Below are 20,417 nucleotides of genomic sequence, written 5' to 3'. Positions count from 1 at the left end.
GCGCCAGCCCTTTGAACTAACGGGCTGACGGGGGTGGGCAGGGGGAGTCCGCGAGGATTCCCTCTGCCCACCCTGTCTGCCGTCCGCCGTCCGTCCTGCCACCCCTCCGGCATCGGGCGGGTCAGCACCCTCTGGAGAACCGATGGGCCGATTCGTCGTGCGCCGTATCTTGCAGGCGATCCCTGTACTGATAGGCGTCACGTTCATCATCTTCTGCCTGGTCTTTGCCCTGCATGGCGACCCGATCCAGGCACTGGCCGGCGAGAAGCGCGCCGACCCCAACATCGCGGCGATCCTGCGCGAGCAGTATCACCTCAACGATCCGCTGATAACGCAGTACTGGTACTACGTCAGCGATCTGGCCCGAGGTGACCTGGGCACGACGTACAACGGCCGGGCGATCTCCGACATCGTCTCGGAACGCTTCCCCGTGACGCTCCAGCTCTCGCTGACCGCGTTCGGGATCGAGGCGGTCATCGGCATCCTTGCGGGCATCTACTCGGCCCTGCGCAAGGGCAAGTTCATCGACAACCTGGTGCTGATCAGCACCCTGTTCCTGATCTCGATCCCGGTCTTCGTGCTCGGTAACGTCCTCCAGCTGGAGTTCGGCGTCAAGCTCGGGATCACCCCGGTGGCGGGCATCGAGGACGGCTGGCCCTCCAGCTACATCCTGCCCGGCTTCGTGCTGGCCTCGACATCGATGGCGTACATCGCCCGGCTGACCCGCACCAGCATGATGGAGTCGGTGCGAGCCGACTACGTCCGTACGGCCATTGCCAAGGGGCTGCCGTACCGCCGGGTCATCGGCGTGCACGCACTGCGCAACTCGCTCATCCCCGTGGTCACCTTCCTGGGCATGGACCTCGGAGCGCTGATGGGAGGCGCGATCATCACCGAGCGGGTCTTCAACCTGCCCGGCATCGGCGGGCAGCTGGCCCAGTCCGTCTATCTGCGCGAGCGTCCCACGGTGGTCGGCCTGGTCACCATGCTCGTCCTGATCTACCTGGTGGCCAACCTCGTCGTAGACGTTCTCTACGCCGTGCTCGACCCGAGGATCCGCTATGAGTGAGAAGACCATCGAGAAGTCCGCTCCGGTCGAGGACGCGGTGCCCGACAAGGCGGCGATCGCCGAGGAGAAGGCAGCGGCGCGCGAGGCCAGCCTGTTCAAGGACGGCTGGGCCGACCTGCGCAAGAGCTGGATGTTCATCATCTCGGGCGCGGTCATCGTCCTCCTGCTCGCGCTGGCCATCGCACCGCAGCTCTTCACCGCCCGCAGCCCGTTGAGCGACGGCTTCTGCCAGCTGCAGAACTCGATGAACGGGCCGTCGTCCAGTCATCTGTTCGGGTACGACCTCCAGGGCTGCGACATCTACACCCGCACCGTCTATGCCACCCGCAACTCGATCATCGTCGGTGTGGTGACCAGCGCGCTCACCACCCTGATCGGTGGCCTGCTCGGCATGATCGCCGGCCTGCGGGCCGGCTGGCTGGACTCGGTCCTGTCCCGGGTCACCGAGGTGTTCTTCGCGCTGCCGCTCATCGTCGGCGCACTGCTGATCGCGTCGATGTTCGGTGCCGGGGACGCCTGGTCGGTCTCCGTCATCATGGCCGTTCTCGGCTGGCCGCAGGTCTACCGGATCATGCGCGGCGAGGTCATCGCCAACAAGCACAACGACTACGTCATGGCGGCCAAGGCGCTCGGTGCGAGCACCGGCCGAATAGCCTTCCGCCACATCCTGCCGAACACCCTCGCCCCGGTGATCGTCATCACGACGATGAACCTTGGCGTCTACATCTCCGGTGAAGCGGCGCTGTCGTATCTCGGCATCGGCGTCCAGGCCCCGAACATCTCCTGGGGTCTGATGATCAGTGACGTCCAGGACCGGTTCCTGACCTCGCCGCACGCCCTGCTCTTCCCGGCCGGGGCGCTCAGCATCACGGTGCTGGCGTTCATCATGCTCGGCGACGCGGTTCGCGACGCCTTCGACCCGAAGCTGCGCTGAGGAGGGCGTAAATGACCATCATCGAAGACACGGCAGGCGTACCCTCCCCCCGGCGAGAGGCCGACAACGGTCTGCCTCTGCTCGAAGTGCGCGACCTGCACGTGGAGTTCCACACCCGTGACGGTGTCGCCAAGGCAGTGAACGGCGTCAACTACACCGTTGCCGCCGGTGAGACCCTCGCTGTGCTCGGCGAGTCCGGCTCCGGCAAGTCGGTGACCGCCCAGGCGGTCATGGGCATCCTGGACATGCCGCCCGGCAGGATCCCACAGGGCGAGATCCTCTTCCGCGGCCAGGACATGCTGAAGATGTCCTCGGAGGAGCGGCGGAAGATCCGCGGCCGGAAGATCGCCATGATCTTCCAGGACGCGCTGTCCTCCCTCAACCCCGTGCTGAGCGTCGGTTACCAGCTCGGCGAGATGTTCCGCGTCCACCAGGGGGCCTCCCGCAAGGAGGCCAAGGCCAAGGCCATCGAGCTGATGGAGCGGGTCCGTATCCCGGCCGCCAGGGAGCGGGTCGGAGATTTCCCGCACCAGTTCTCCGGCGGCATGCGCCAGCGCATCATGATCGCGATGGCGCTCGCGCTGGAGCCGGACCTGATCATCGCGGACGAGCCGACCACCGCCCTTGACGTGACGGTCCAGGCCCAGGTCATGGACCTGCTCGCGGAGCTGCAGCGCGAGTACAACATGGGCCTCATCCTGATCACCCATGACCTCGGCGTCGTCGCCGATGTCGCGGACAAGATCGCCGTCATGTACGCGGGACGGATCGTCGAGACGGCGCCGGTGCACGAGCTCTACAAGCGCCCGGCACACCCGTACACGCGTGGCCTGCTGGACTCGATCCCGCGCCTGGACCAGAAGGGCCAGGAGCTCTACGCGATCAAGGGTCTCCCGCCCAACCTCCTGAAGATCCCCACGGGCTGCGCGTTCAACCCGCGCTGCCCCAAGGCACAGGACATCTGCCGTACGGAGGTGCCGGTCCTCGCACCGGTCACCGAGCAGGACGGCAGTGAACTGCCGGGCCGCGGAAGCGCGTGCCACTTCTGGAAGGAGACGATCCATGGCTGAGCCCATCCTCCAGGTACGCAACCTGGTCAAGCACTTCCCGCTGACTCAGGGCATCGTCTTCAAACGCCAGATCGGTGCGGTCCAGGCCGTGGACGGTGTCTCCTTCGACCTGCACCAGGGCGAGACCCTGGGCATCGTCGGAGAGTCGGGCTGCGGCAAGTCCACCGTCGCCAAGCTGCTCATGCGCCTGGAAACGGCCACCGCGGGCGAGGTCCTGTACAAGGGCGAGGACATCACCAGGCTGTCCGGCCGTGCCCTCAAAGCGGTGCGCCGCAACATCCAGATGGTGTTCCAGGACCCCTACACGTCCCTGAACCCCCGGATGACGGTCGGCGACATCATCGGCGAGCCCTTCGACATCCACCCCGAGGTGGCCCCGAAGGGCGATCGCCGGCAGCGCGTCAAGGAGCTCCTCGACGTCGTCGGCCTCAACCCCGAGTACATCAACCGCTACCCGCACCAGTTCTCCGGCGGCCAGCGCCAGCGCATCGGCATCGCCCGCGGCCTCGCGCTCAACCCGGAGATCATCATCTGTGACGAGCCGGTCTCGGCACTGGACGTCTCGGTGCAGGCACAGGTCATCAACCTGATGGAGAAGCTGCAGGACGAGTTCAACCTCTCCTACATCTTCATCGCCCACGACCTGTCCATCGTGCGGCACATCTCCGACCGCGTCGGCGTCATGTACCTCGGCAAGATCGCCGAGATCGGCACCGACGAGCAGATCTACGAGCACCCGACCCATCCCTACACCCAGGCCCTGCTGTCGGCTGTCCCGGTCCCTGACCCCGAGGCGCGCGAGCACCGCGAGCGCATCATCCTGGCCGGCGACGTCCCGTCCCCGGCCAACCCGCCCTCCGGCTGCCGTTTCCGTACGCGCTGCTGGAAGGCCCAGGACAAGTGCGCCACGGACGTGCCGCTCCTGGCCGTCCCTGAGCGGTTCGCCGGCTCCGACACCCCGGCCGCGCACGACTCGGCATGCCACTTCGCCGAGGAGAAGGACGTAGTCGGCGCGGCCTCCTAGGGCTCGCTGTCCCAGGGACTGCTGGAGGGTGCCCACGCGATCGCGTGGGCACCCTTCGCGTGCCGGACGGGACTGTCGGTGCCGCCTGGCATCCTCGGGGTCATGATCCCCTGGACTCTGAAGGACATCGACGAGGCCCTGCACGCCAGTTGGGCCGCGGACACCTGCTCGCCGGATGACCTCCCGCGAGCCCCATGGCATCCCGGCAACCCGGCCTGGGGACACTGCGACATCACCGCCCTCGTCGTGAACGACATCTTCGGCGGCGACCTCATGGTCGGCGAGGTGTACCTCGACGACGAGCAGGCCGGTTACCACTGGTGGAACCGCCTTGCCACCGGGGTCGAGATCGACCTCACCCGTGAGCAGTTCCGCCTCGGCCAGGTCGTCACCGCGGCCCGCCTCGTCGAGCGGCCCCCGGGGCCGCTGCCCCGCCGCTGGGCGGAGTACGAACTCCTGCGCGAACGGGTTGCCGCCCGTCTCGGCTCCCTCCCGGCCCCGGCCCCGGCAGGAACACGGTGATCGGGCACCTGCAGTGCGTGGTGCTGGACTGCTCCGACGCACCCGCACTCGCCCGCTTCTACCGCGCACTCCTCGGCGGGACCGTCAACCGGCCCGATCCTCGGTGGTCCCTCGATGACGGCTGGGCGACCCTCCATACGGGAGGAGGCCAGGTGCTGGCCTTCCAGCGTGTCGACGACCACCGGCCCCCGCTGTGGCCGGACCCCGGCCGCCCCCAGCAGCTCCATCTGGACATCTGCGTCCAGGATCTCGACCGTGCCCACGCCCAGGTCATGGACCTGGGCGCCAAGCTGATCGACGACGGTGGAGGCACCCGCAGTTGGCGGATCTACGCCGACCCGGCAGGCCACCCGTTCTGCTTGGTCCGCGACTGATCCTCGGGGGCGATTGCCGTGGCGCCGCACATGCGGGTGTGATGCCATACGCGCCACGGCCGGGCGTCGGCGCGGTGCCCCGCGCGGAGCAGGGCGTCGCGCATGGGGTGGTTGTCGGTGTCGACGTCGGAGAGGATGGCGTGGAAGCCGCGGTGGCGGGCGGCGAGATGGGCGGCGCGCAGGAGGTCGTGGATATGGCCGTGGCCGCGGTGGGCGGGCAGCACGCTGATGTGAACGATGGTGGCGACGCCGGGCTCGTCGAAGGCGCTGAGGGCGACGCAGCCGACGGGCCGGCCGTCCCGGTCCTGGGCGAGGAGCCAGGAGGCACTGTCGGCGACGGGGTCGTACCAGGCCAGGAGCGGCGCGATGTCGTCGCCTGAGGCGCGGAGCCCGCGGTCGAGGGTGCCGGACCGGGATTCGGCGAGTGCCCGGGCGAACCGGCCCTCACCGACGTCGGCCAGGGGGCGGAAGACCAGGTGGGCGGGGGCGGGGAGGGGCTGTCCCCGGTCGGCCCACCAGTAGCCCTGCTTCTCCTGGAAGAGGGTGAAGCCGCAGTCGGCGGCGAGGGCGAGACGCTGGGGGATGTGCGGATGGACTTCGGCGTTGTGGCGCAGGTCGAGGACATCGCCCGGGGCGAGGGAGCCGATGGCGGCGCGGATGACCGCGCGGGCGGCGTCGGTGCGGCCGGGTTCCCAGCGCAGACCGACCAGCATGCGGGCCCCCTGCGCGGAGGCGATGTCGGCGGGGCTCTCGGTCATGGAAACGCGGGCCTGTACGGTGCCGTGTTCCTCGGCGGTCCAGCGGGCGGCAGGCTCGTCATGGGTGATGTTCACTGACCGCGAGGCTAGGGCGCTGCGTGGTGCGGTCGCCATGGGTTTTCCCCGGGAAAACGGGCGGCGTGGCCGAGATCGTGCCGGTAGCCTCGGCGGGTCGTTTTCCCGCCTGAGGAGGCCCACCGCCGTGACCCAGCAGCAACCCCTGCTCGAGCCCTACGCCCAGGGCATGCTGGATGTCGGCGACGGCAACCAGGTCTACTGGGAGACCTGCGGAAATCCCGACGGCAAGCCCGTGCTGGTCGTGCACGGTGGACCGGGCTCAGGCTGCAGCGTCACCAGTCGCCGGTCCGCGGACCCGGAACGCTTCCGCGTGGTCCTGTTCGACCAGCGCGGGTGCGGCCGCAGTCGGCCGCATGCCTCCGATCCGGCGACCGGCCTGGAGCACAACACCACGCACCACCTGATCGAGGACATGGAACGGCTCAGGGAGCACCTGGGCATCGACCGGTGGCTGCTCTTCGGGGGTTCCTGGGGCTCCACGTTGATCCTCGCCTATGCCGAGCGCTATCCCGAGCGGGTCTCGGAGATCGTGATCATCGGGGTCACCATGACCCGTCACGAGGAAGTCGAGTGGCTCTACCGGGGCGTCGGCCGGCTGCTGCCGGGGCCGTGGGAGGCATTCCGGGACGCCCTGCCCGAGGAGGACCGGGAGGGCGACCTGGTCGCCGCGTACAGCCGGCTGCTGAACGGCGAGGACGAGGACACTCGGGTCAAGGCGGCGCGGGACTGGGTCACTTGGGAGGACGCCGTCATCGCGCACGAGGTCCTCGGCCGGCCCGGCGCCTACAGCAACCGGCCCCCCGACGCCCTGATGGCCTTCACCCGGATCACCGCCCACTACTTCTCCCACGACGCCTGGCTGGAGGAAGGCCAACTTCTCCGCGACGCCCACCGCCTCGCCGGCATCCCCGGCACCCTCATCCACGGCCGCCTCGACCTGGGCTGCCCCCTGAAGACCGCCTGGGAGCTGTCCAAGGCCTGGCCGAACGCCGAGCTGAAGGTCATCGACGACTCCGGGCACACCGGCAGCCCAGCGATGCGGGACGCGATCCGCGACGCGATGGAGCGCTACGCCGGGTAACGGCCTGGGGAGGAAGGCGCCGTGAACCGGGTGGAGCGCACCTTCTCGGCGAAGCCGCAGCGCAGGTACAGGCGGGCGGCGGTGTCGTTGTCCGAGCCCAGGGACAGGTACATCGCGCGGGCGCCGGCTTCGTGGGCATCGGCATTCACGTGGACCACGAGCGCGGCCCCGATGCCCCGACGGCGGAAGCCGGGGTCCACGGCCACGTACTCCAGCCGCCCGAAGTCGGTGCCGCCCAGGTACATCCACAGCGCGCACCCGGCGACCTGGCCGTCCTGTTCGACCAGGGCCACCCGGCAGCCGTCCTCGACGACGTAGGCGGTGAGCCGGCGACGGTGCTCGCCCGGTTCGCCCGGCCACTCGTGGGCGCTGGCCAGGAGCCGGGCGAGCCGGTCGAAGGCCGGGTCCCGCGGGCCTGTGAGCCGGCGTACGGGATGGGCCGGGGCGGCGGGCGGATCCGGCGGGACGAGGTACTCCATCTCGGTCGAGCCGCTGCCCCGGGCCCAGCCCTGGGCCCGGAGGGCCTGTACGAGCAGGGTGTTGGCGTCCTCGACGTAGTTCAGCGGGGCCGGATCGCGAGGGGCCCGGAGCAGCAGGGCGGCCAGTGCCGCTTCTGCGTACGCGGGGGTGCGCCAGGCGGCGTCGAGGAGCGGGCCGATCGCCCAGCAGGTGCCGTCGGTGGTGTCGAGCAGCAGGCCGGTGAGGCCGATGGGTGTTCCGGCGCCGTCCTCGATGACGAGGAGGCGTTCGTCGGCGGGGTTGTCGAACTGGGCGGCCTCGGCGAGGAGTTCACGCGCGTTGTCGCAGCGCGGATAGCCGAGGCCTTCTTCCGGGAGGGTGGTGCTGCGCCGGCACAGTCTGTCCAGCAGCTCGGTGTCGCCGTCGCCGGCGGGGCGCAGTCTCACGTCGGCGAGTCTCACAGAACGAGGCCGGTCCCGGCATCCGTATAAACGGGTGCCGGGACCGGTGGGGTGCTCGGGTGTTACTTGGTGAAGCCGATGTCCTGGTAGCGCGGGTCCGCGAAGCCGTAGGCGCCGAGGTTGACCAGGGTGCTCTTGACGGCCTTGATCTCGGGGCGCTGGTAGAGCGGGAGCAGGTTGGCCTGCTTCCAGATCAGGACGTCAGCGGCGTTGGTGTCGACGATGGCCTGGGCCGGGTCGGTGTCGGCGGAGGCCTTCTTCATGGCGGCGTCGAGTTCGTCGCTGCCCACGCCGGTGTAGTTCTGCTGGATGTTGGATCCGACGGGCTTGGCGTAGATCGACTGGGTCGAGGAGGTCGGGAAGGGGGTCCCGATCCACGAGAAGACGGTCAGGTCGAAGTTGCCCGGGGTGACGTACTTGTCGAAGAAGTCCTGCAGCGGCACGGACTTGATGTTCAGCTTGATGCCCACGGCCTTCAGCATCGGCTGCATCAGCTTGCCCTCGTTGGCCGAGACGCTGACGGCGGCCGGGATGACGAGGTTGAGCTCCAGCACCTTGCCGTTCTTCTTGCGGTACTCGCCGTCGAGCTTCCAGCCCGCCGCTTCCAGCGAGGCCTTGGACTTGGTCGGGTCGTACGTTCCGTACTCGCCGGAGTTGTCCTTGTAGCCCTTCTGGTTGGTGACGAAGAAGTGGTTGTTCAGAGGGGTCGGCGTCCAGCCCAGGCCCTGCAGGTCGGACTTGGCGATGGCGTCACGGCTGAGCGCCTGGGTGACGGCCTGCCGCACGGCGACGTCCTTGAGGGCGCCCTGGGTGCCGTTGATGGTGAGGTGGCGGTAGTTCGGGCCCGCGGCCTCACGGATGGAGGCGCCCTTGACGGCCTTGGCCTGCTTGTAGGCGGCCGGGTCCGGACCGACGTCGAAGAAGTCGACCTCGCCGTTGGCGAAGGCTCCGGCGGTGGCGTCGGAGTCGAGCGCACGGTAGATGATCTTGTCGAGGATCGCCTTGTCGCCCCACCAGCTGGTGTCGCGGACCACGGTCAGGGTCTTGGCGGTCTTGTCGATGCTGCCGAACTTGAAGGGGCCCGCGGTGACCGGGATCTTGCCCAGGTAGCCGCTGTTGAAGCCCTCCACGGTGCCGGTGACCGAAGCCGGGTAGAGCGGGCTGAACAGGCTCTTCCAGTCACCGAAGGAGCTGGCGAAGGTGACGACGACCTCCTGGTCGTCCTTGCCCTTGGCGACGCTGGCGATGAGGTTGTAGCCGGTGCTGGAGGAGATCTTGTACTTGGTGTTCTTGCCGTTCAGGGCCGTCCACTGGGCCAGGAAGTCCTTGTACGAGATCGCCGTGCCGTCGGACCACTTGGCCTTCGGGTTGATCTCGTACGTCACGACCTGCTTGCCGGAGCTCTCGTCGACCTTGGCGGAGGTCAGGTAGTCCGGGTCGGGGCTCACGGTGCCGGTGGCGTCCGACTTCATGATGATCGGCATCAGGGCGCGCTCGACGTCGAAGCCGTCCGAGAGCGTTCCGTCGATCTCGTTGTAGTTGAAGTTTTCGGCGATCTCGCCGAGCGGCCAGTTGAGGGTGCCGCCCTGCTTCAGCTTGGTCCGGTCCGTCGCGGCGATGTTGTTGGCGGTGGACTTCGGGACCGAGGTCTTCTTGCCGTCGTCCTTGGTGTCGCTTCCGCCACCGCACGCGGTCAGGGTCAGTGCGCCTGTGGTGACCAGCGTGATCAGCGCAAGGGACGTACGGGTTCTCTTCAAGGGTGCTCTCCTCATACGGGGCGGAGTGGGACAGGGACGGTGAGAAGCAGGGGCGCTGTGGCTACAGCACGGTTGCGGCTGCCGCGTAGTGGCAGGCTGCGCCATGGCCGGGGCGGTCGGTGAGGTCGTGCAGGGCCGGGTCCTCGTCGCGGCAGCGGGTGCGGGCTGTCTCGTCGAGGGTGGTGAACTTGGGGCAGCGGTTGCGGAACCGGCACCCGCTCGGCACGTCCGCCGGGCTGGGCAGGTCGCCGGTGAGCAGGATCCGCTTGCGCTGCCGTTCCTTGTGGGGGTCGGGCAGCGGCACCGCCGACAGCAGGGCCTGGGTGTACGGATGGGAGGGGGCCTCGAAAATCGACTCGGCGCTGCCGATCTCGACGATCCGGCCGAGGTACATCACGGCGATCCGGTCTGCGATGTGCCGTACGACGGTCAGGTCGTGGGCCACGAACAGATAGCTCAGCCCCAGCCGGGCCTTGAGCTCGTCCAGCAGATTGAGTACGCCGGCCTGGATGGAGACGTCCAGCGCCGAGACCGGCTCGTCGAGGATCACCAGTTTGGGCTCCAGCGCCAGCGCGCGGGCGATGCTGATGCGCTGTCGCTGGCCGCCGGAGAACTCCGCAGGGAATCGCTCCGCGTGCTCCGGATCCAGGCCCACCTGGTGCAGCAGCTCGGGTACCCGGGCGGCGATCCGGTCCTTGGCCCAGCCGTGCGTCTTCAGCGGTTCGGCGATGATGTCGCCGACCGGCATCCGGGCATCCAGCGCGGCCATCGGGTCCTGGAAGACCACCTGGAGGTCGCGGCGCAATGCCTTGCGGTCATTGCCCTTGAGGCCGCGGATGTCCTTGCCGAATACGGTGATCGTCCCGGACTGCCCGCTCGGCAGGTCCAGGATCTCCAGCAAGGTGGTGGTCTTGCCGCAGCCCGACTCGCCGACCAGGCCCAGCGTCTCGCCCTCGCGGATGTCGAAGCCGATGCCGTCCACCGCCCGGACCGTGCCGACCTGCCGCTTGAACACCGCGCCCTTCATCAGCGGGAAGTGCTTGACCAGGCCGTCGATTTCCAGAACCGTTGCCCGCTCCTCCCGGGGTGCCCGCGCCGTCGCCGCCGTCTGGGGCAGCTCCGGCACCGGGTAGATCTCTGCGGGGACCAGGGGACCGCCGTCCGCCAGTTCGGCGCTGCGGTGGCAGGCGGCGAAGTGGCCGCCGTCGTCCGCCGAGTCGACCTCCGTCACGAGGAGCTCGGGCTCGATCTCGCGGCAGCGGTCCACGGCGATGGGGCAGCGCGCCTCGAAGGGGCAGCCCGGGGGCAGGTCGTGCAGCGAGGGCGGGTTGCCGTCGATGGGGGTGAGCGCGTGCTGCCGGTCGTCGTCGAGCCGGGGGATCGAGCCCAGCAGACCGATGGTGTAGGGCATGCGCGGCGTGTAGTAGACCTCGTCCACCGAGCCGGTCTCAACGGGCCGGCCCGCGTACATCACCTGGACGCGGTCGGCGAATCCGGCCACGACGCCGAGGTCGTGGGTGATGACGACGATGGCGGCGCCGGTGACCTCCTGGGCGGTCTTGAGGACCTCCAGGATCTGCGCCTGGATGGTGACGTCCAGGGCGGTGGTGGGCTCGTCGGCGATGATGACCTTGGGGTCGTTGGCGATGGCCATCGCGATCACCGCGCGCTGCCGCATGCCGCCGGAGAACTCGTGCGGGAAGGCGTCCACCCGGCGGCCCGGGTCGGGAATGCCGACCATGTCGAGCAGCTCGATCGCGCGCTTGCGGGCGGCGGCCTTGTCCAGGTCCTGGTGGATCCGGAGGGCCTCGATGATCTGGTCGCCCACCGTGTAGACAGGGGTCAGCGCGGACAGCGGGTCCTGGAAGACCATCGCGATGTCCTTGCCACGGATCTTGGTCATCGACCGGTCGTCCAGACCGAGCAGTTCGGTCCCGTGGAGCTTTACGGAGCCGCTCACCGCGGCTGTCTCGGGCAGCAGGCCGAGTACCGCCATCGACGACACCGACTTGCCCGATCCCGACTCGCCGACGATGCCCAGCACCTCGCCCGGCCGCACGGAAAAGGAGACACCGCGTACCGCACGGACGTCGCCGGCCTCGCTCGGGAAGGTGACAGAGAGGTCGGTGACCTCCAGAGCGGGGGCGAGTTCCGGCTCCGCGGTCAGCTCGCGGCTGCTCAGAATGGCGGTCACGACGTGGGTCCTTCCTGGGACTTGCGGTTCTTCCTGGCCTTGGCGCGGCTGGAGTTGGGGTCGAGGGCGTCGCGCAGCCCGTCACCGATGAAGGCGATGGACAGGCAGATCAGTACCAGGCACCCGGCCGGGAAGTAGAACAGCCAAGGAAAGGAGGGGGCGGCCGGGGTGCCCGTGGCGATCACCGTGCCGAGTGACACGTCGGGTGCCTGCACGCCGAAGCCGAAGTACGACAGGCTGGTCTCGCCGATGATCGCGGTGCCCACCTGGATCGTCCCGTCGATGATCAGCATCGAGGCCATCGACGGCAGGATGTGCCGGAAGATGATCACCGGGGCCGGTACGCCCATGTACTTGGCGGCCTTGACGAATTCACGGTCCTTCAGGGTGAGCGTCATGCTGCGTACCACCCGGCCCGTGATCATCCAGCTGAACGCCGCCAGCAGCACCACGAAGACCAGCCAGGTGGTCCCCTGGAACAGGGGAGAAAGCACCGCGATGATCAGGAAGTTGGGCATCACCAGAAGCAGGTCCACGATCCACATCAGGCCGCGGTCCGTCCAGCCACCGAAATAGCCGGCGCTTGCCCCTACGGCGGCCGCCAGGACGGTGCAGATCACACCGGTCAGCAGACCGATGACCAGGGACTTCTGCATGCCCCGCGCGGTCAGCGCGAACAGGTCGGAACCGGTCTGGTCGGTGCCGAACCAGTGGCTGGCCGACGGCGGCTGCTGGAAGGCGTTGAAGTCCAGGTCCGTGTAGCTCCACTTGTAGAACAGCGGGGCGACGTAGGCCATCAGAAACAGCAGGATGAGCATCAGCAGCCCGAAGAGCGCTGTGCGGTTGCGCGCGAAGCGGATGGCGGTGAGCCGGGTCCGGCTTCTGCGCTGCGGGGCCGGCCGCGTGGTGACGGCGGTGGACGCCGCGGGTTGTGCGGAAGGAGTCTGGACGGCCATGGTGGCTTTCCTCTGGGCGCGGGATCGGGGCGGCTGGTTACGGGGCGGGAGGAAGCTCAGCTCATCCGCACGCGCGGATCGAGGGCCGCGTAGAGCACGTCGGACAACAGGCCCGCGATCAGGACGACCACGGCGGTGAACAGGCCGACCGCGGCGGTGGCGTTCACGTCATTGGTGCTGATCGAGTTGACCAGCCACTCGCCCATCCCGTGCCAGCCGAAGATCTTCTCGGTGAAGGTGGCGCCGGTGAAGAGGAGAACGACGTTGTAGACGAGCAGTGGCACAACCGGCAGGACCGCGGTGCGCAGGCCGTGCTTCATCAGCGCGGCCTTCCGGCTCAGGCCCTTGGCGCGGGCGGTGCGCAGGAAGTCGCTGCCCAGCACGTCGAGCATCGAACTGCGCTGGTAGCGGCTGTACAGGGCGATCTGGATGACGATCAGCGTGAGGCTGGGCAGCAGCAGGTGCTGAAGCCGGCTGAGGAGGATCTCGCCCGTGCCGCTCAGCCCTGGGTCGTACTCCCCGGTGTACTCGATGACCTTGTGCCCCACGGCGTCGTTGAGATCGATGGCCCAGAGCTTCAGCGTCACGGCGATCACGAACACCGGCATGGCAAGCACCCCGAACGACGCCAGGGTCGAGATGCGGTCCGATGCCCGGTACTGCCTGATGGCCCCCCATGCGCCGACCATGACGCCGCCCACGGATCCCAGCAGTGTCGAGATGAGCAGCAGCCGGGTGCTCACGCCGACCCGGCGGCCGAACTCGTCGTTGACCTGGCCGCCGGTGACGGTCCGCCCCAGATCGCCGTGCGCGACGCCGCCAGCCCAGTGGCCGAAGCGGACCAGAAGGGGCGTGTCGGGGTTGAGGTTGTACTCGTTGAGAGTGGCGGTCACCGAGGCTGCCGAGGGCTTCGGGTTACGGCCCTCGAAGTTGGCTCTCGGGTTGAGGCTGATCGCCGCGAGGGCGTAGGTGAGGGAGGCCGCGATGATGACCAGCGCCAGGTAGTTGACGAAACGGCGCAACATGAAACGGCCCACGTGCTCAGCTCTCTCGTGTGGCCCTCACCCCGGTGTGACGGGTTCGAGCGTTGGGTTTCCAAAAACATGAATAAATGCACAACGGCTGCGCCGGACGGTTCCCTAGTCCGGCGCGCCGAATTATCATTCCTGAAACAAACCGGGAGCGCCCCCGCCCTTGCGTTCGTGTGGTGTCCGGCCGGACTCCGCAGGTCCCAGGGGGACTTGTGGGTTGGGTGGACTTTCGCAACTTATTTATAGCGGCGTCAACGAGCGCTGAGCGGTCTTGATGAATCCGTTATCTGCTTTGCAGAAATCTGACCGCGACAGCGGGTTATCCCTCCTTGACAGCACATAGCCGAAGAAGGGTGATACGGGCGCGTGTGAGGGATACCCCTCGCGCACCCTTCACGGTGCGGCCGCGATGTCGGACGGGTGAGCAGCAGGCCGCAGGGCACGAGGACGAAGGCCAGGCGTTCGGCGACCGGGGCGATCGCGGTCCGGGCGCCGAACGCCTGGCCCAGCAGGCGGGCGATTCCGGCGGTGAGCAGCGCAAGGTCCAGCGCGAAGGAGAGTACCGCCCCGGCCGGCCAGGGCGAGGGCGCCGACGACGATGCCGCTGAGGCCAGGACCGCGACCTGTCCGGCATCGACTACGTCTGTTTCTGGGTCGACGGCATCCACCTGCGGATACGCCCGGACCAAGCCAGGGCCAGGTCGGCGCGTCGGGACTTGTCCGGGGTCAGCCGGATGTTTGACGCAGGACCAGACTGACGAACCCCCACGTGTCCCGGTAGACGCGCAACCATTCGGTGCGGCGGGTCGTGGCTGTCTCAAGCACCTGCGAGCCGGCCGGGTCGGCAGGGTGATCCAGGGCCCATGAGGCCAGTGACCCCCAGCAGGCCCACTCGTAGTCGTCCAGCTCACGGCGCGTGCTGACATGCCCGTGGACGGGAGTCCACCCGTCGGCGACGACGCGGTCCACGGTGGTCGCCAGATCGGTGAAGTCCCCGAGCATCTCGACGGCCTCCTGGGACGGCTCACGTTCCCAGAAGCCCTCACCGATCAGGACGCGTCCGCCCGGAGCCAGGTGCTTGCGCGCCGCCGCGAGGGTGGGCAGCAGGCCGCCGAAGGCGTGCGTGGCCCCAACACTGATTACCAGATCGAAGGAGTGCGCGGAACGGAAGCCCGCGGCTTCCTGGTGGTGCAGTGCAAGGCGCGCTTGGACGCCCAGACTGCTCGCGGCCTCACGCGCCTGTCGAAGGGCGTCCTCGGAGATGTCGACGCCCTCGGCGCGCAATTGCGGGTGCTCGGTCAGGGCGCGCAGAAGCCATTCCCCGCCGCCGCAACCCAGGTCGAGTATCCGCTCGTCGCCACGTGGGACGCCACGTTCCAGCAGTTGTCGCACCGAGTCGTCGTCCAGCGGGGACTTGATCGGGTGGTTGGCATGGGCGAGCCTGGAGATCTGTTCACGGTTCACCGGCGCAGCCTGACAGCGCCGGAGGTCGCACGCACGTCGATTTCCTCCGCGGACTGGGCGCCTGTCAGACCACCCGCGTCTCCGCCTCGTCGGATCCTCGTGCATCGATTTTGCCCGTAACATTCCGCCGCTCCCCGGCGTGCTCACTGCAGGGAAGCAAGCAAAACGGGAACACGGACGGGGGCACATGTCGACGCAAGCGGCTCAATCACCGGAGGCGGAGTTCGACGCCTTCTACACCGCCACCGCCAAGCGGACGGTCGCCATGGTCTACGCCATGACCGGGGACCTCGGCGAGGCGGAGGACGCGGTGCAGGAGGCGTACGCGAGGGCGTGGCTGCGGTGGGAGCGGGTGACGGCGCAGGGGGATCCGACGCCGTGGGTGCGGACGGTGGCGATGCGGCTGGCGGTGAGCACGTGGCGCAGGACGCGGAACCGCCTGAGGGCGCAGTTGCGGCACGGGCCGGCGGCGGATGTCCCGGGGCTGTCGGCGGACCGGGTGGCGCTGGTGGCGGCGCTGCGGGAGCTGAGCGCGGACCAGCGGCGGGCGGTGGTGCTGCACCATCTGCTGGACCTGCCGGTGGAGGAGGTGGCCCGGGAGACCGGAGCCTCGAACGGAGCGGTACGGACCCGGCTGAGCCGGGCGCGGAAGATCCTCGGCGAGCGGCTCGCCGACACCAACACGCAGACCGAGGGAGTCACTGCTCATGGCTGAGGTCGACGAGATGGCGCAGGGCCTGACGGTGCGGCTGGCCTCCCCGGCGGACGTACGGGCCATGGGCGAGCGGCTCCGCAGCCGCAGGCGGGTGGCGATGGGGGCAGCGGCGGTGGTCGTGGTGGCGGCGATGGGGGCCGGGTCGTGGGCGGTGCTGGCGGGTGGCGCGCCGCACGGTGCGGGGCCTGCGGTGCCGGCGAGCCCGCATCCGTCCAGCTCGAATCCGTATGTCTCGGGCGACATCATCGTCGGGATGGAAGCCGCCGACCTGCCGTTGAATTCGGAGCTGCACTGGACTGTCTACGCGCCGAGCCACCCGCGATCCGTCAACGACACCCTCCCGAATGTGGGCCTTGACGAGGCATGCGGTAGCCCCGGCGCGGGTCATAAGTACCAGTTCATGCAGGGCGTCCGGAACTTCTCGGGCAAGGGCGGGGCCAGGGCCCGGCACCGCGATACGGAGTACAACACCGGCGCCATGGCGACGGCCGCGGTGTCGGATACGGAGGCCGCGCTGACCGAGTGCGGTCTGACGTGGCATGAGGATGGTTCCGCCTCCTACTACGCCGGTACGGCGAAATCCGGCGTGCCGCTGAAGGTCACCATCGAGCGCTACGGCAGGTGGGTGGCCGTCACGGAGGTCCAGAACGTCGCCCGGCTCGCGCAGTAGAGAGCGGCACCGGCCGGGCCCGTCACGGGGGTGCGGGCCCGGCACCCGTTTGGGTGACGGCGGCATGCGGCAGGGTCCGACCTGGGATGTCATGGGTAACAAAGTGTCATTTGTGAACCATGACACCCAGGGAGGCACCCGATGCGCGGAGCCACGCGCTACAAGTGGGCGGCCGGTGCGGCGGCCGTCGTGCTCGCCGCCACGGCCACGGCCTGCGGTGGCGGGGGAGGCGGTGGCGGGAGCAGCAGCAGCGCGAGCGGGGTGCTGAGCGCGTCCTGGACGGACCCGCAGAACCCGCTGGAGCCGGCCAACACCAATGAGGTGCAGGGCGGCAAGGTGCTTTCGATGATCTTCCGGGGGCTGAAGAAGTACAACCCGAAGACGGGTGCGGCCGAGAACGCCGTCGCCGACTCGATCGAGACCTCGGACTCGCAGAACTTCACCATCAAGCTCAAGAGTGGCTGGACCTTCAGCAATGGCGAGAAGGTCACCGCGGACTCGTTCATCGACGCCTGGAACTACGCGGCGCTGACGACGAACAAGCAGATCAACTCCTCCTTCTTCTCCTACATCGACGGCTACGACAAGGTCCACCCGGAGACCGGTTCCCCGGCCCTCAAAGACCTGTCCGGGCTGAAGAGGACCGGCGATCTGAGCTTCACCGTCAAGCTCAACCAGAAGTTCTCGACCTGGCCGGACACCCTCGGCTACTCGGCCTTCATGCCGCTGCCGCAGGCCTTCTACACCGATCACGCGGCCTGGGTGAAGACGCCGATCGGCAACGGCCCGTACAAGGTGGACTCGTACACCAAGGGCACCGGCATCAAGCTGCGCAAGTGGACCGGCTACAAGGGCGACGACGCGGCCGACAACGGCGGGGTGGACCTGAAGGTCTACACGGACAACAACACCGCCTACACCGACCTGCTGGCGGGCAACCTCGACCTGGTCGACGACGTCCCGGCCTCGCAGCTCAAGAACGTCAAGAGCGACCTGGGCGACCGCTACCTCAACACCCCGGCCGGCATCATCCAGACCCTGTCGTTCCCGCTCTACGACAAGAACTGGTCCGGCAGCGGCTCGGAGAAGGTCCGCCAGGGCATCTCGATGGCGATCAACCGCGCGCAGATCACCCAGACGATCTTCCAGAACACCCGCACCCCCGCCACCGACTGGACGACACCGGTGCTGGGCACCGCCGGCGGCTACAAGGCGGGCATCTGCGGTGACGTCTGCACCTACAACGCCACCGAGGCCAAGAAGCTGATCGAGGAGGGCGGCGGGATCCCCGGCGGCACCCTGAAGGTCTCGTACAACGCAGACACCGGCTCCCACAAGGACTGGGTCGACGCGCTGTGCAACAGCGTCAACAACGCGCTGGGCAACGACAACGCCTGCGTCGGCAACCCGGTCGGCACCTTCGCGGACTTCCGCAACAAGATCACGAACAAGCAGATGACCGGGCCGTTCCGGGCCGGCTGGCAGATGGACTACCCGCTGATCCAGGACTTCCTGCAGCCGCTCTACTACACCGGCGCCTCGTCCAACGACTCGCACTTCAGCAACGCGGACTTCGACAAGCTCGTCGACCAGGCCAACGCCGAGAGCGACACCACGAAGGCCGTCGGCCTCTTCCAGGACGCCGAGAAGATCCTCGCCGAGCAGGTCCCGGCGATCCCGCTGTGGTACCAGAACGGCAGCGCCGGCTGGTCGGACAAGCTCTCCAACGTCGCCCTCGACCCCTTCAGCGTCCCCGTCTACAACGAGATCAAGGTCAGCAGCTGACGCACCCGGACCGCGGCCGGGTCCTCAACCGTCCGGCCGCCGTCACGGCCCCGACCCTCGGGAAGGCCCTATGGGACGCTATGTGATCCGCCGTCTGCTGCAGATGATCCCGGTGTTCATCGGCACCACCCTGCTGATCTTCTTCATGGTCTACGCCCTCGGCGACCCCGTCGCCGCCAAGTGCGGGGACCGCGCCTGCGACCCCGCCACCGCCGCGCAGATCCGGCACGACCTCTACCTCGACCACCCCCTGTGGCAGCAGTACCTGCACTACATGGCGCAGATCTTCCAGGGCGACTTCGGCACCGCCTACAACGGCCAGCAGGTCACCGAGCTGATGGGCAGCGCCTTCCCGGTCACCCTGCGGCTGACCATCGTGGCGATCCTCTTCGAGATCGTCATCGGCATCACCCTCGGCGTCGTCACCGGCATGCGGCGCGGACGCCCCGTCGACACCGGTGCGCTGGTGCTGACCCTGATCGTGATCTCCGTCCCGACCTTCGTCACCGGCTACGTCCTGCAGTACCTGCTCGGCGTCAAATGGGGCGTCATCGAGCCGTCCGTCTCCACCGAGGCTCCCTTCAACGAGCTCATCGTCCCCGGCCTCGTCCTCGCGCTGGTCTCCCTGGCCTACGTCACCCGGCTCACCCGCACCTCCATCGCCGAGAACGCCCGCGCCGACTACGTACGCACCGCCATCGCCAAGGGCCTGCCGCGCGGCCGCGTCATCACCCGCCACCTGCTGCGCAACTCCCTGATCCCGGTGGTCACCTTCATCGGCACCGACATCGGCGCGCTCATGGGCGGCGCCATCGTCACCGAGCGGATCTTCAACATCCGCGGCGTCGGCTTCCAGCTCTACCAGGGCATCCTGCGGCTCGACTCGGCGACCGTCGTCGGCTTCGTGACCATCCTGGTGATCGTCTTCCTGGCGGCGAACCTGCTGGTGGACCTGCTGTACGCGGTCCTGGACCCGAGGATCCGTTATGCGTAGGCGCTCCGAGCGGAGGTCCCGTCATGCCTGAGCCCAAGAACCACCCCGACGAGGCCATGGAGCCTGCGGGCGGCACCGGGGCGACCATGGACCTGGCCCAGGACGAGGCGCGCGGCCTGGAGCGCCCGCCCGGCCACGAGACCGTGCCGGACGGGACGACGGAGAAGCCGCGGAGCCTGTGGTCGGACGCGTGGCGGGATCTGCGGCGCAATCCGGTGTTCATCGTGTCGGCGCTGGTGATCGCCTTCCTGGTGGTGATCTCGATCTGGCCGGGCCTGATCGCCAGCGGCAATCCGCTCAGCTGCAACCTGGCCAACTCCCAGAAGGGCTCGGCCCCCGGCCACCCCTTCGGCTTCGACAACCAGGGCTGCGACGTCTACACCAGGGTGGTCTACGGCGCCCGCGCCTCCGTCACCGTCGGCGTCTGCGCGACCCTCGGGGCGGCGATCCTGGGCAGCGTGCTGGGCGGACTGGCCGGCTTCTTCGGCAGCTGGGGGGACGCCGTCCTGTCCCGGGTGAGCGACATCTTCTTCGGCATCCCGATCGTGCTGGGAGGGCTGGTGTTCCTGTCCGTGGTCACCGGCACCACCGTCTGGCCGGTGATCGGCTTCATCGTCCTGCTGGGCTGGCCGCAGATCGGCCGCATCGCGCGCGGCTCGGTCATCACGGCCCGCCAGAACGACTACGTACAGGCCGCGCGGGCGCTCGGGGCCGGCAACTCCCGCCTCCTGCTGCGGCACATCGCGCCCAACGCCGTCGCCCCGGTGATCGTGGTCGCGACGATCGCGCTCGGCACGTACATCTCGCTGGAGGCGACCCTGTCCTACCTCGGCGTCGGCCTGAAGCCGCCGACCGTCTCCTGGGGCATCGACATCTCCCAGGCGTCCAGCCAGATCCGCAACGCGCCGCACATGCTGCTGTGGCCGGCGGGCGCGCTGAGCGTGACCGTGCTCGCGTTCATCATGCTCGGCGACGCGGTGCGCGACGCCCTCGACCCGAAGCTGCGCTGATGACGGAGGCG

At 68.6% G+C, this 20,417-nt stretch carries 18 protein-coding genes and 1 pseudogene; 12 read left to right on the top strand and 7 right to left on the bottom strand.

Annotated elements, in window-relative coordinates:
• Positions 1 to 142 precede the first annotated feature (142 nt).
• The 6 genes and pseudogenes from OG607_RS15915 to OG607_RS15890 all read left to right on the top strand — a co-directional run bounded on the left by OG607_RS15915 (position 143) and on the right by OG607_RS15890 (position 4,993).
• On the top strand, positions 143 to 1,069 hold the full coding sequence (locus OG607_RS15915) for an ABC transporter permease (RefSeq protein ID WP_405723737.1): 927 nt from the start codon (positions 143 to 145) through the stop codon (positions 1,067 to 1,069).
• Entirely contained in the window at positions 1,062 to 2,003 is a 942-nt protein-coding gene (locus OG607_RS15910; RefSeq protein ID WP_405723735.1) for an ABC transporter permease, read from the top strand. The genes OG607_RS15915 and OG607_RS15910 overlap by 8 nt, the downstream gene beginning before the upstream one ends.
• Positions 2,004 to 2,014: 11 nt before the next feature.
• Complete coding sequence (locus OG607_RS15905; RefSeq protein ID WP_405723733.1) at positions 2,015 to 3,073, top strand: ABC transporter ATP-binding protein; 1,059 nt, start codon at positions 2,015 to 2,017, stop codon at positions 3,071 to 3,073.
• A pseudogene (locus OG607_RS15900) lies at positions 3,069 to 4,097 on the top strand (ABC transporter ATP-binding protein); the annotation flags it as partial. The gene OG607_RS15905 and the pseudogene OG607_RS15900, both read left to right, overlap by 5 nt.
• Positions 4,098 to 4,199: 102 nt before the next feature.
• Positions 4,200 to 4,619 carry a hypothetical protein gene (locus OG607_RS15895; RefSeq protein WP_405723731.1) on the top strand — a complete coding sequence of 140 codons (420 nt, stop codon included), beginning with the start codon at positions 4,200 to 4,202 and terminating at the stop codon, positions 4,617 to 4,619.
• A complete protein-coding gene (locus OG607_RS15890; protein ID WP_405723729.1) occupies positions 4,616 to 4,993 on the top strand; it encodes a VOC family protein in 378 nt (125 codons plus the stop codon). The genes OG607_RS15895 and OG607_RS15890 overlap by 4 nt, the downstream gene beginning before the upstream one ends.
• Here the strand turns inward: OG607_RS15890 and OG607_RS15885 are convergent.
• Positions 4,948 to 5,826 carry a GNAT family N-acetyltransferase gene (locus tag OG607_RS15885; protein WP_405723727.1) on the bottom strand — a complete coding sequence of 293 codons (879 nt, stop codon included), beginning with the start codon at positions 5,824 to 5,826 and terminating at the stop codon, positions 4,948 to 4,950. The genes OG607_RS15890 and OG607_RS15885 overlap by 46 nt on opposite strands.
• Before the next feature lie 169 nt (positions 5,827 to 5,995).
• Here OG607_RS15885 and pip point away from each other — a divergent pair, with 169 nt between their 5' ends.
• Positions 5,996 to 6,910: a prolyl aminopeptidase gene (gene pip, locus OG607_RS15880; protein WP_405736805.1), complete on the top strand. Its 915-nt coding sequence runs from the start codon at positions 5,996 to 5,998 to the stop codon at positions 6,908 to 6,910.
• Here the strand turns inward: pip and OG607_RS15875 are convergent.
• The 6 genes from OG607_RS15875 to OG607_RS15850 form a co-directional block, all read right to left on the bottom strand.
• Positions 6,898 to 7,815: a GNAT family N-acetyltransferase gene (locus OG607_RS15875; protein ID WP_405723725.1), complete on the bottom strand. Its 918-nt coding sequence runs from the start codon at positions 7,813 to 7,815 to the stop codon at positions 6,898 to 6,900. The two genes, pip and OG607_RS15875, sit on opposite strands and share 13 nt — an antisense overlap.
• A gap of 77 nt (positions 7,816 to 7,892) precedes the next feature.
• On the bottom strand, positions 7,893 to 9,587 hold the full coding sequence (locus tag OG607_RS15870) for an ABC transporter family substrate-binding protein (protein ID WP_405723723.1): 1,695 nt from the start codon (positions 9,585 to 9,587) through the stop codon (positions 7,893 to 7,895).
• 61 nt (positions 9,588 to 9,648) lie between these two features.
• Positions 9,649 to 11,772: a dipeptide ABC transporter ATP-binding protein gene (locus OG607_RS15865; protein ID WP_405736802.1), complete on the bottom strand. Its 2,124-nt coding sequence runs from the start codon at positions 11,770 to 11,772 to the stop codon at positions 9,649 to 9,651.
• A gap of 5 nt (positions 11,773 to 11,777) precedes the next feature.
• On the bottom strand, positions 11,778 to 12,737 hold the full coding sequence (locus OG607_RS15860; protein ID WP_405723721.1) for an ABC transporter permease: 960 nt from the start codon (positions 12,735 to 12,737) through the stop codon (positions 11,778 to 11,780).
• 56 nt (positions 12,738 to 12,793) lie between these two features.
• Positions 12,794 to 13,774 (bottom strand): ABC transporter permease, encoded by a 981-nt coding sequence (locus tag OG607_RS15855; protein WP_405723719.1) that lies wholly within the window; start codon positions 13,772 to 13,774, stop codon positions 12,794 to 12,796.
• Between the two features lie 720 nt (positions 13,775 to 14,494).
• A complete protein-coding gene (locus tag OG607_RS15850; RefSeq protein ID WP_405723717.1) occupies positions 14,495 to 15,232 on the bottom strand; it encodes an SAM-dependent methyltransferase in 738 nt (245 codons plus the stop codon).
• Between the two features lie 187 nt (positions 15,233 to 15,419).
• On the opposite strand from OG607_RS15850, the gene OG607_RS15845 reads away from it, so the two are divergent.
• The 5 genes from OG607_RS15845 to OG607_RS15825 all read left to right on the top strand — a co-directional run bounded on the left by OG607_RS15845 (position 15,420) and on the right by OG607_RS15825 (position 20,406).
• Positions 15,420 to 15,947 carry a SigE family RNA polymerase sigma factor gene (locus OG607_RS15845; RefSeq protein WP_405723715.1) on the top strand — a complete coding sequence of 176 codons (528 nt, stop codon included), beginning with the start codon at positions 15,420 to 15,422 and terminating at the stop codon, positions 15,945 to 15,947.
• Entirely contained in the window at positions 15,940 to 16,617 is a 678-nt protein-coding gene (locus OG607_RS15840) for a hypothetical protein (protein ID WP_405723713.1), read from the top strand. Before OG607_RS15845 ends, OG607_RS15840 begins: the two co-directional genes overlap by 8 nt.
• A gap of 141 nt (positions 16,618 to 16,758) precedes the next feature.
• The gene (locus tag OG607_RS15835; protein ID WP_405723712.1) at positions 16,759 to 18,402 is read left to right on the top strand and encodes an ABC transporter substrate-binding protein; all 1,644 of its coding nucleotides are present in this window, start codon (positions 16,759 to 16,761) and stop codon (positions 18,400 to 18,402) included.
• Positions 18,403 to 18,472: 70 nt separating this feature from the next.
• Positions 18,473 to 19,396, top strand: coding sequence for an ABC transporter permease (locus OG607_RS15830; RefSeq protein WP_405723711.1), 924 nt, complete (start codon positions 18,473 to 18,475; stop codon positions 19,394 to 19,396).
• A gap of 23 nt (positions 19,397 to 19,419) precedes the next feature.
• Complete coding sequence (locus tag OG607_RS15825) at positions 19,420 to 20,406, top strand: ABC transporter permease (protein WP_405723710.1); 987 nt, start codon at positions 19,420 to 19,422, stop codon at positions 20,404 to 20,406.
• Positions 20,407 to 20,417: the final 11 nt, after the last annotated feature.

This window comes from Streptomyces sp. NBC_01537, assembly GCF_045040445.1.
Classification (GTDB): domain Bacteria; phylum Actinomycetota; class Actinomycetes; order Streptomycetales; family Streptomycetaceae; genus Actinacidiphila.
The sequence above is the reverse complement of the archived record's forward strand: the minus strand, read 5'-3'. Positions and strand labels throughout refer to the sequence as shown.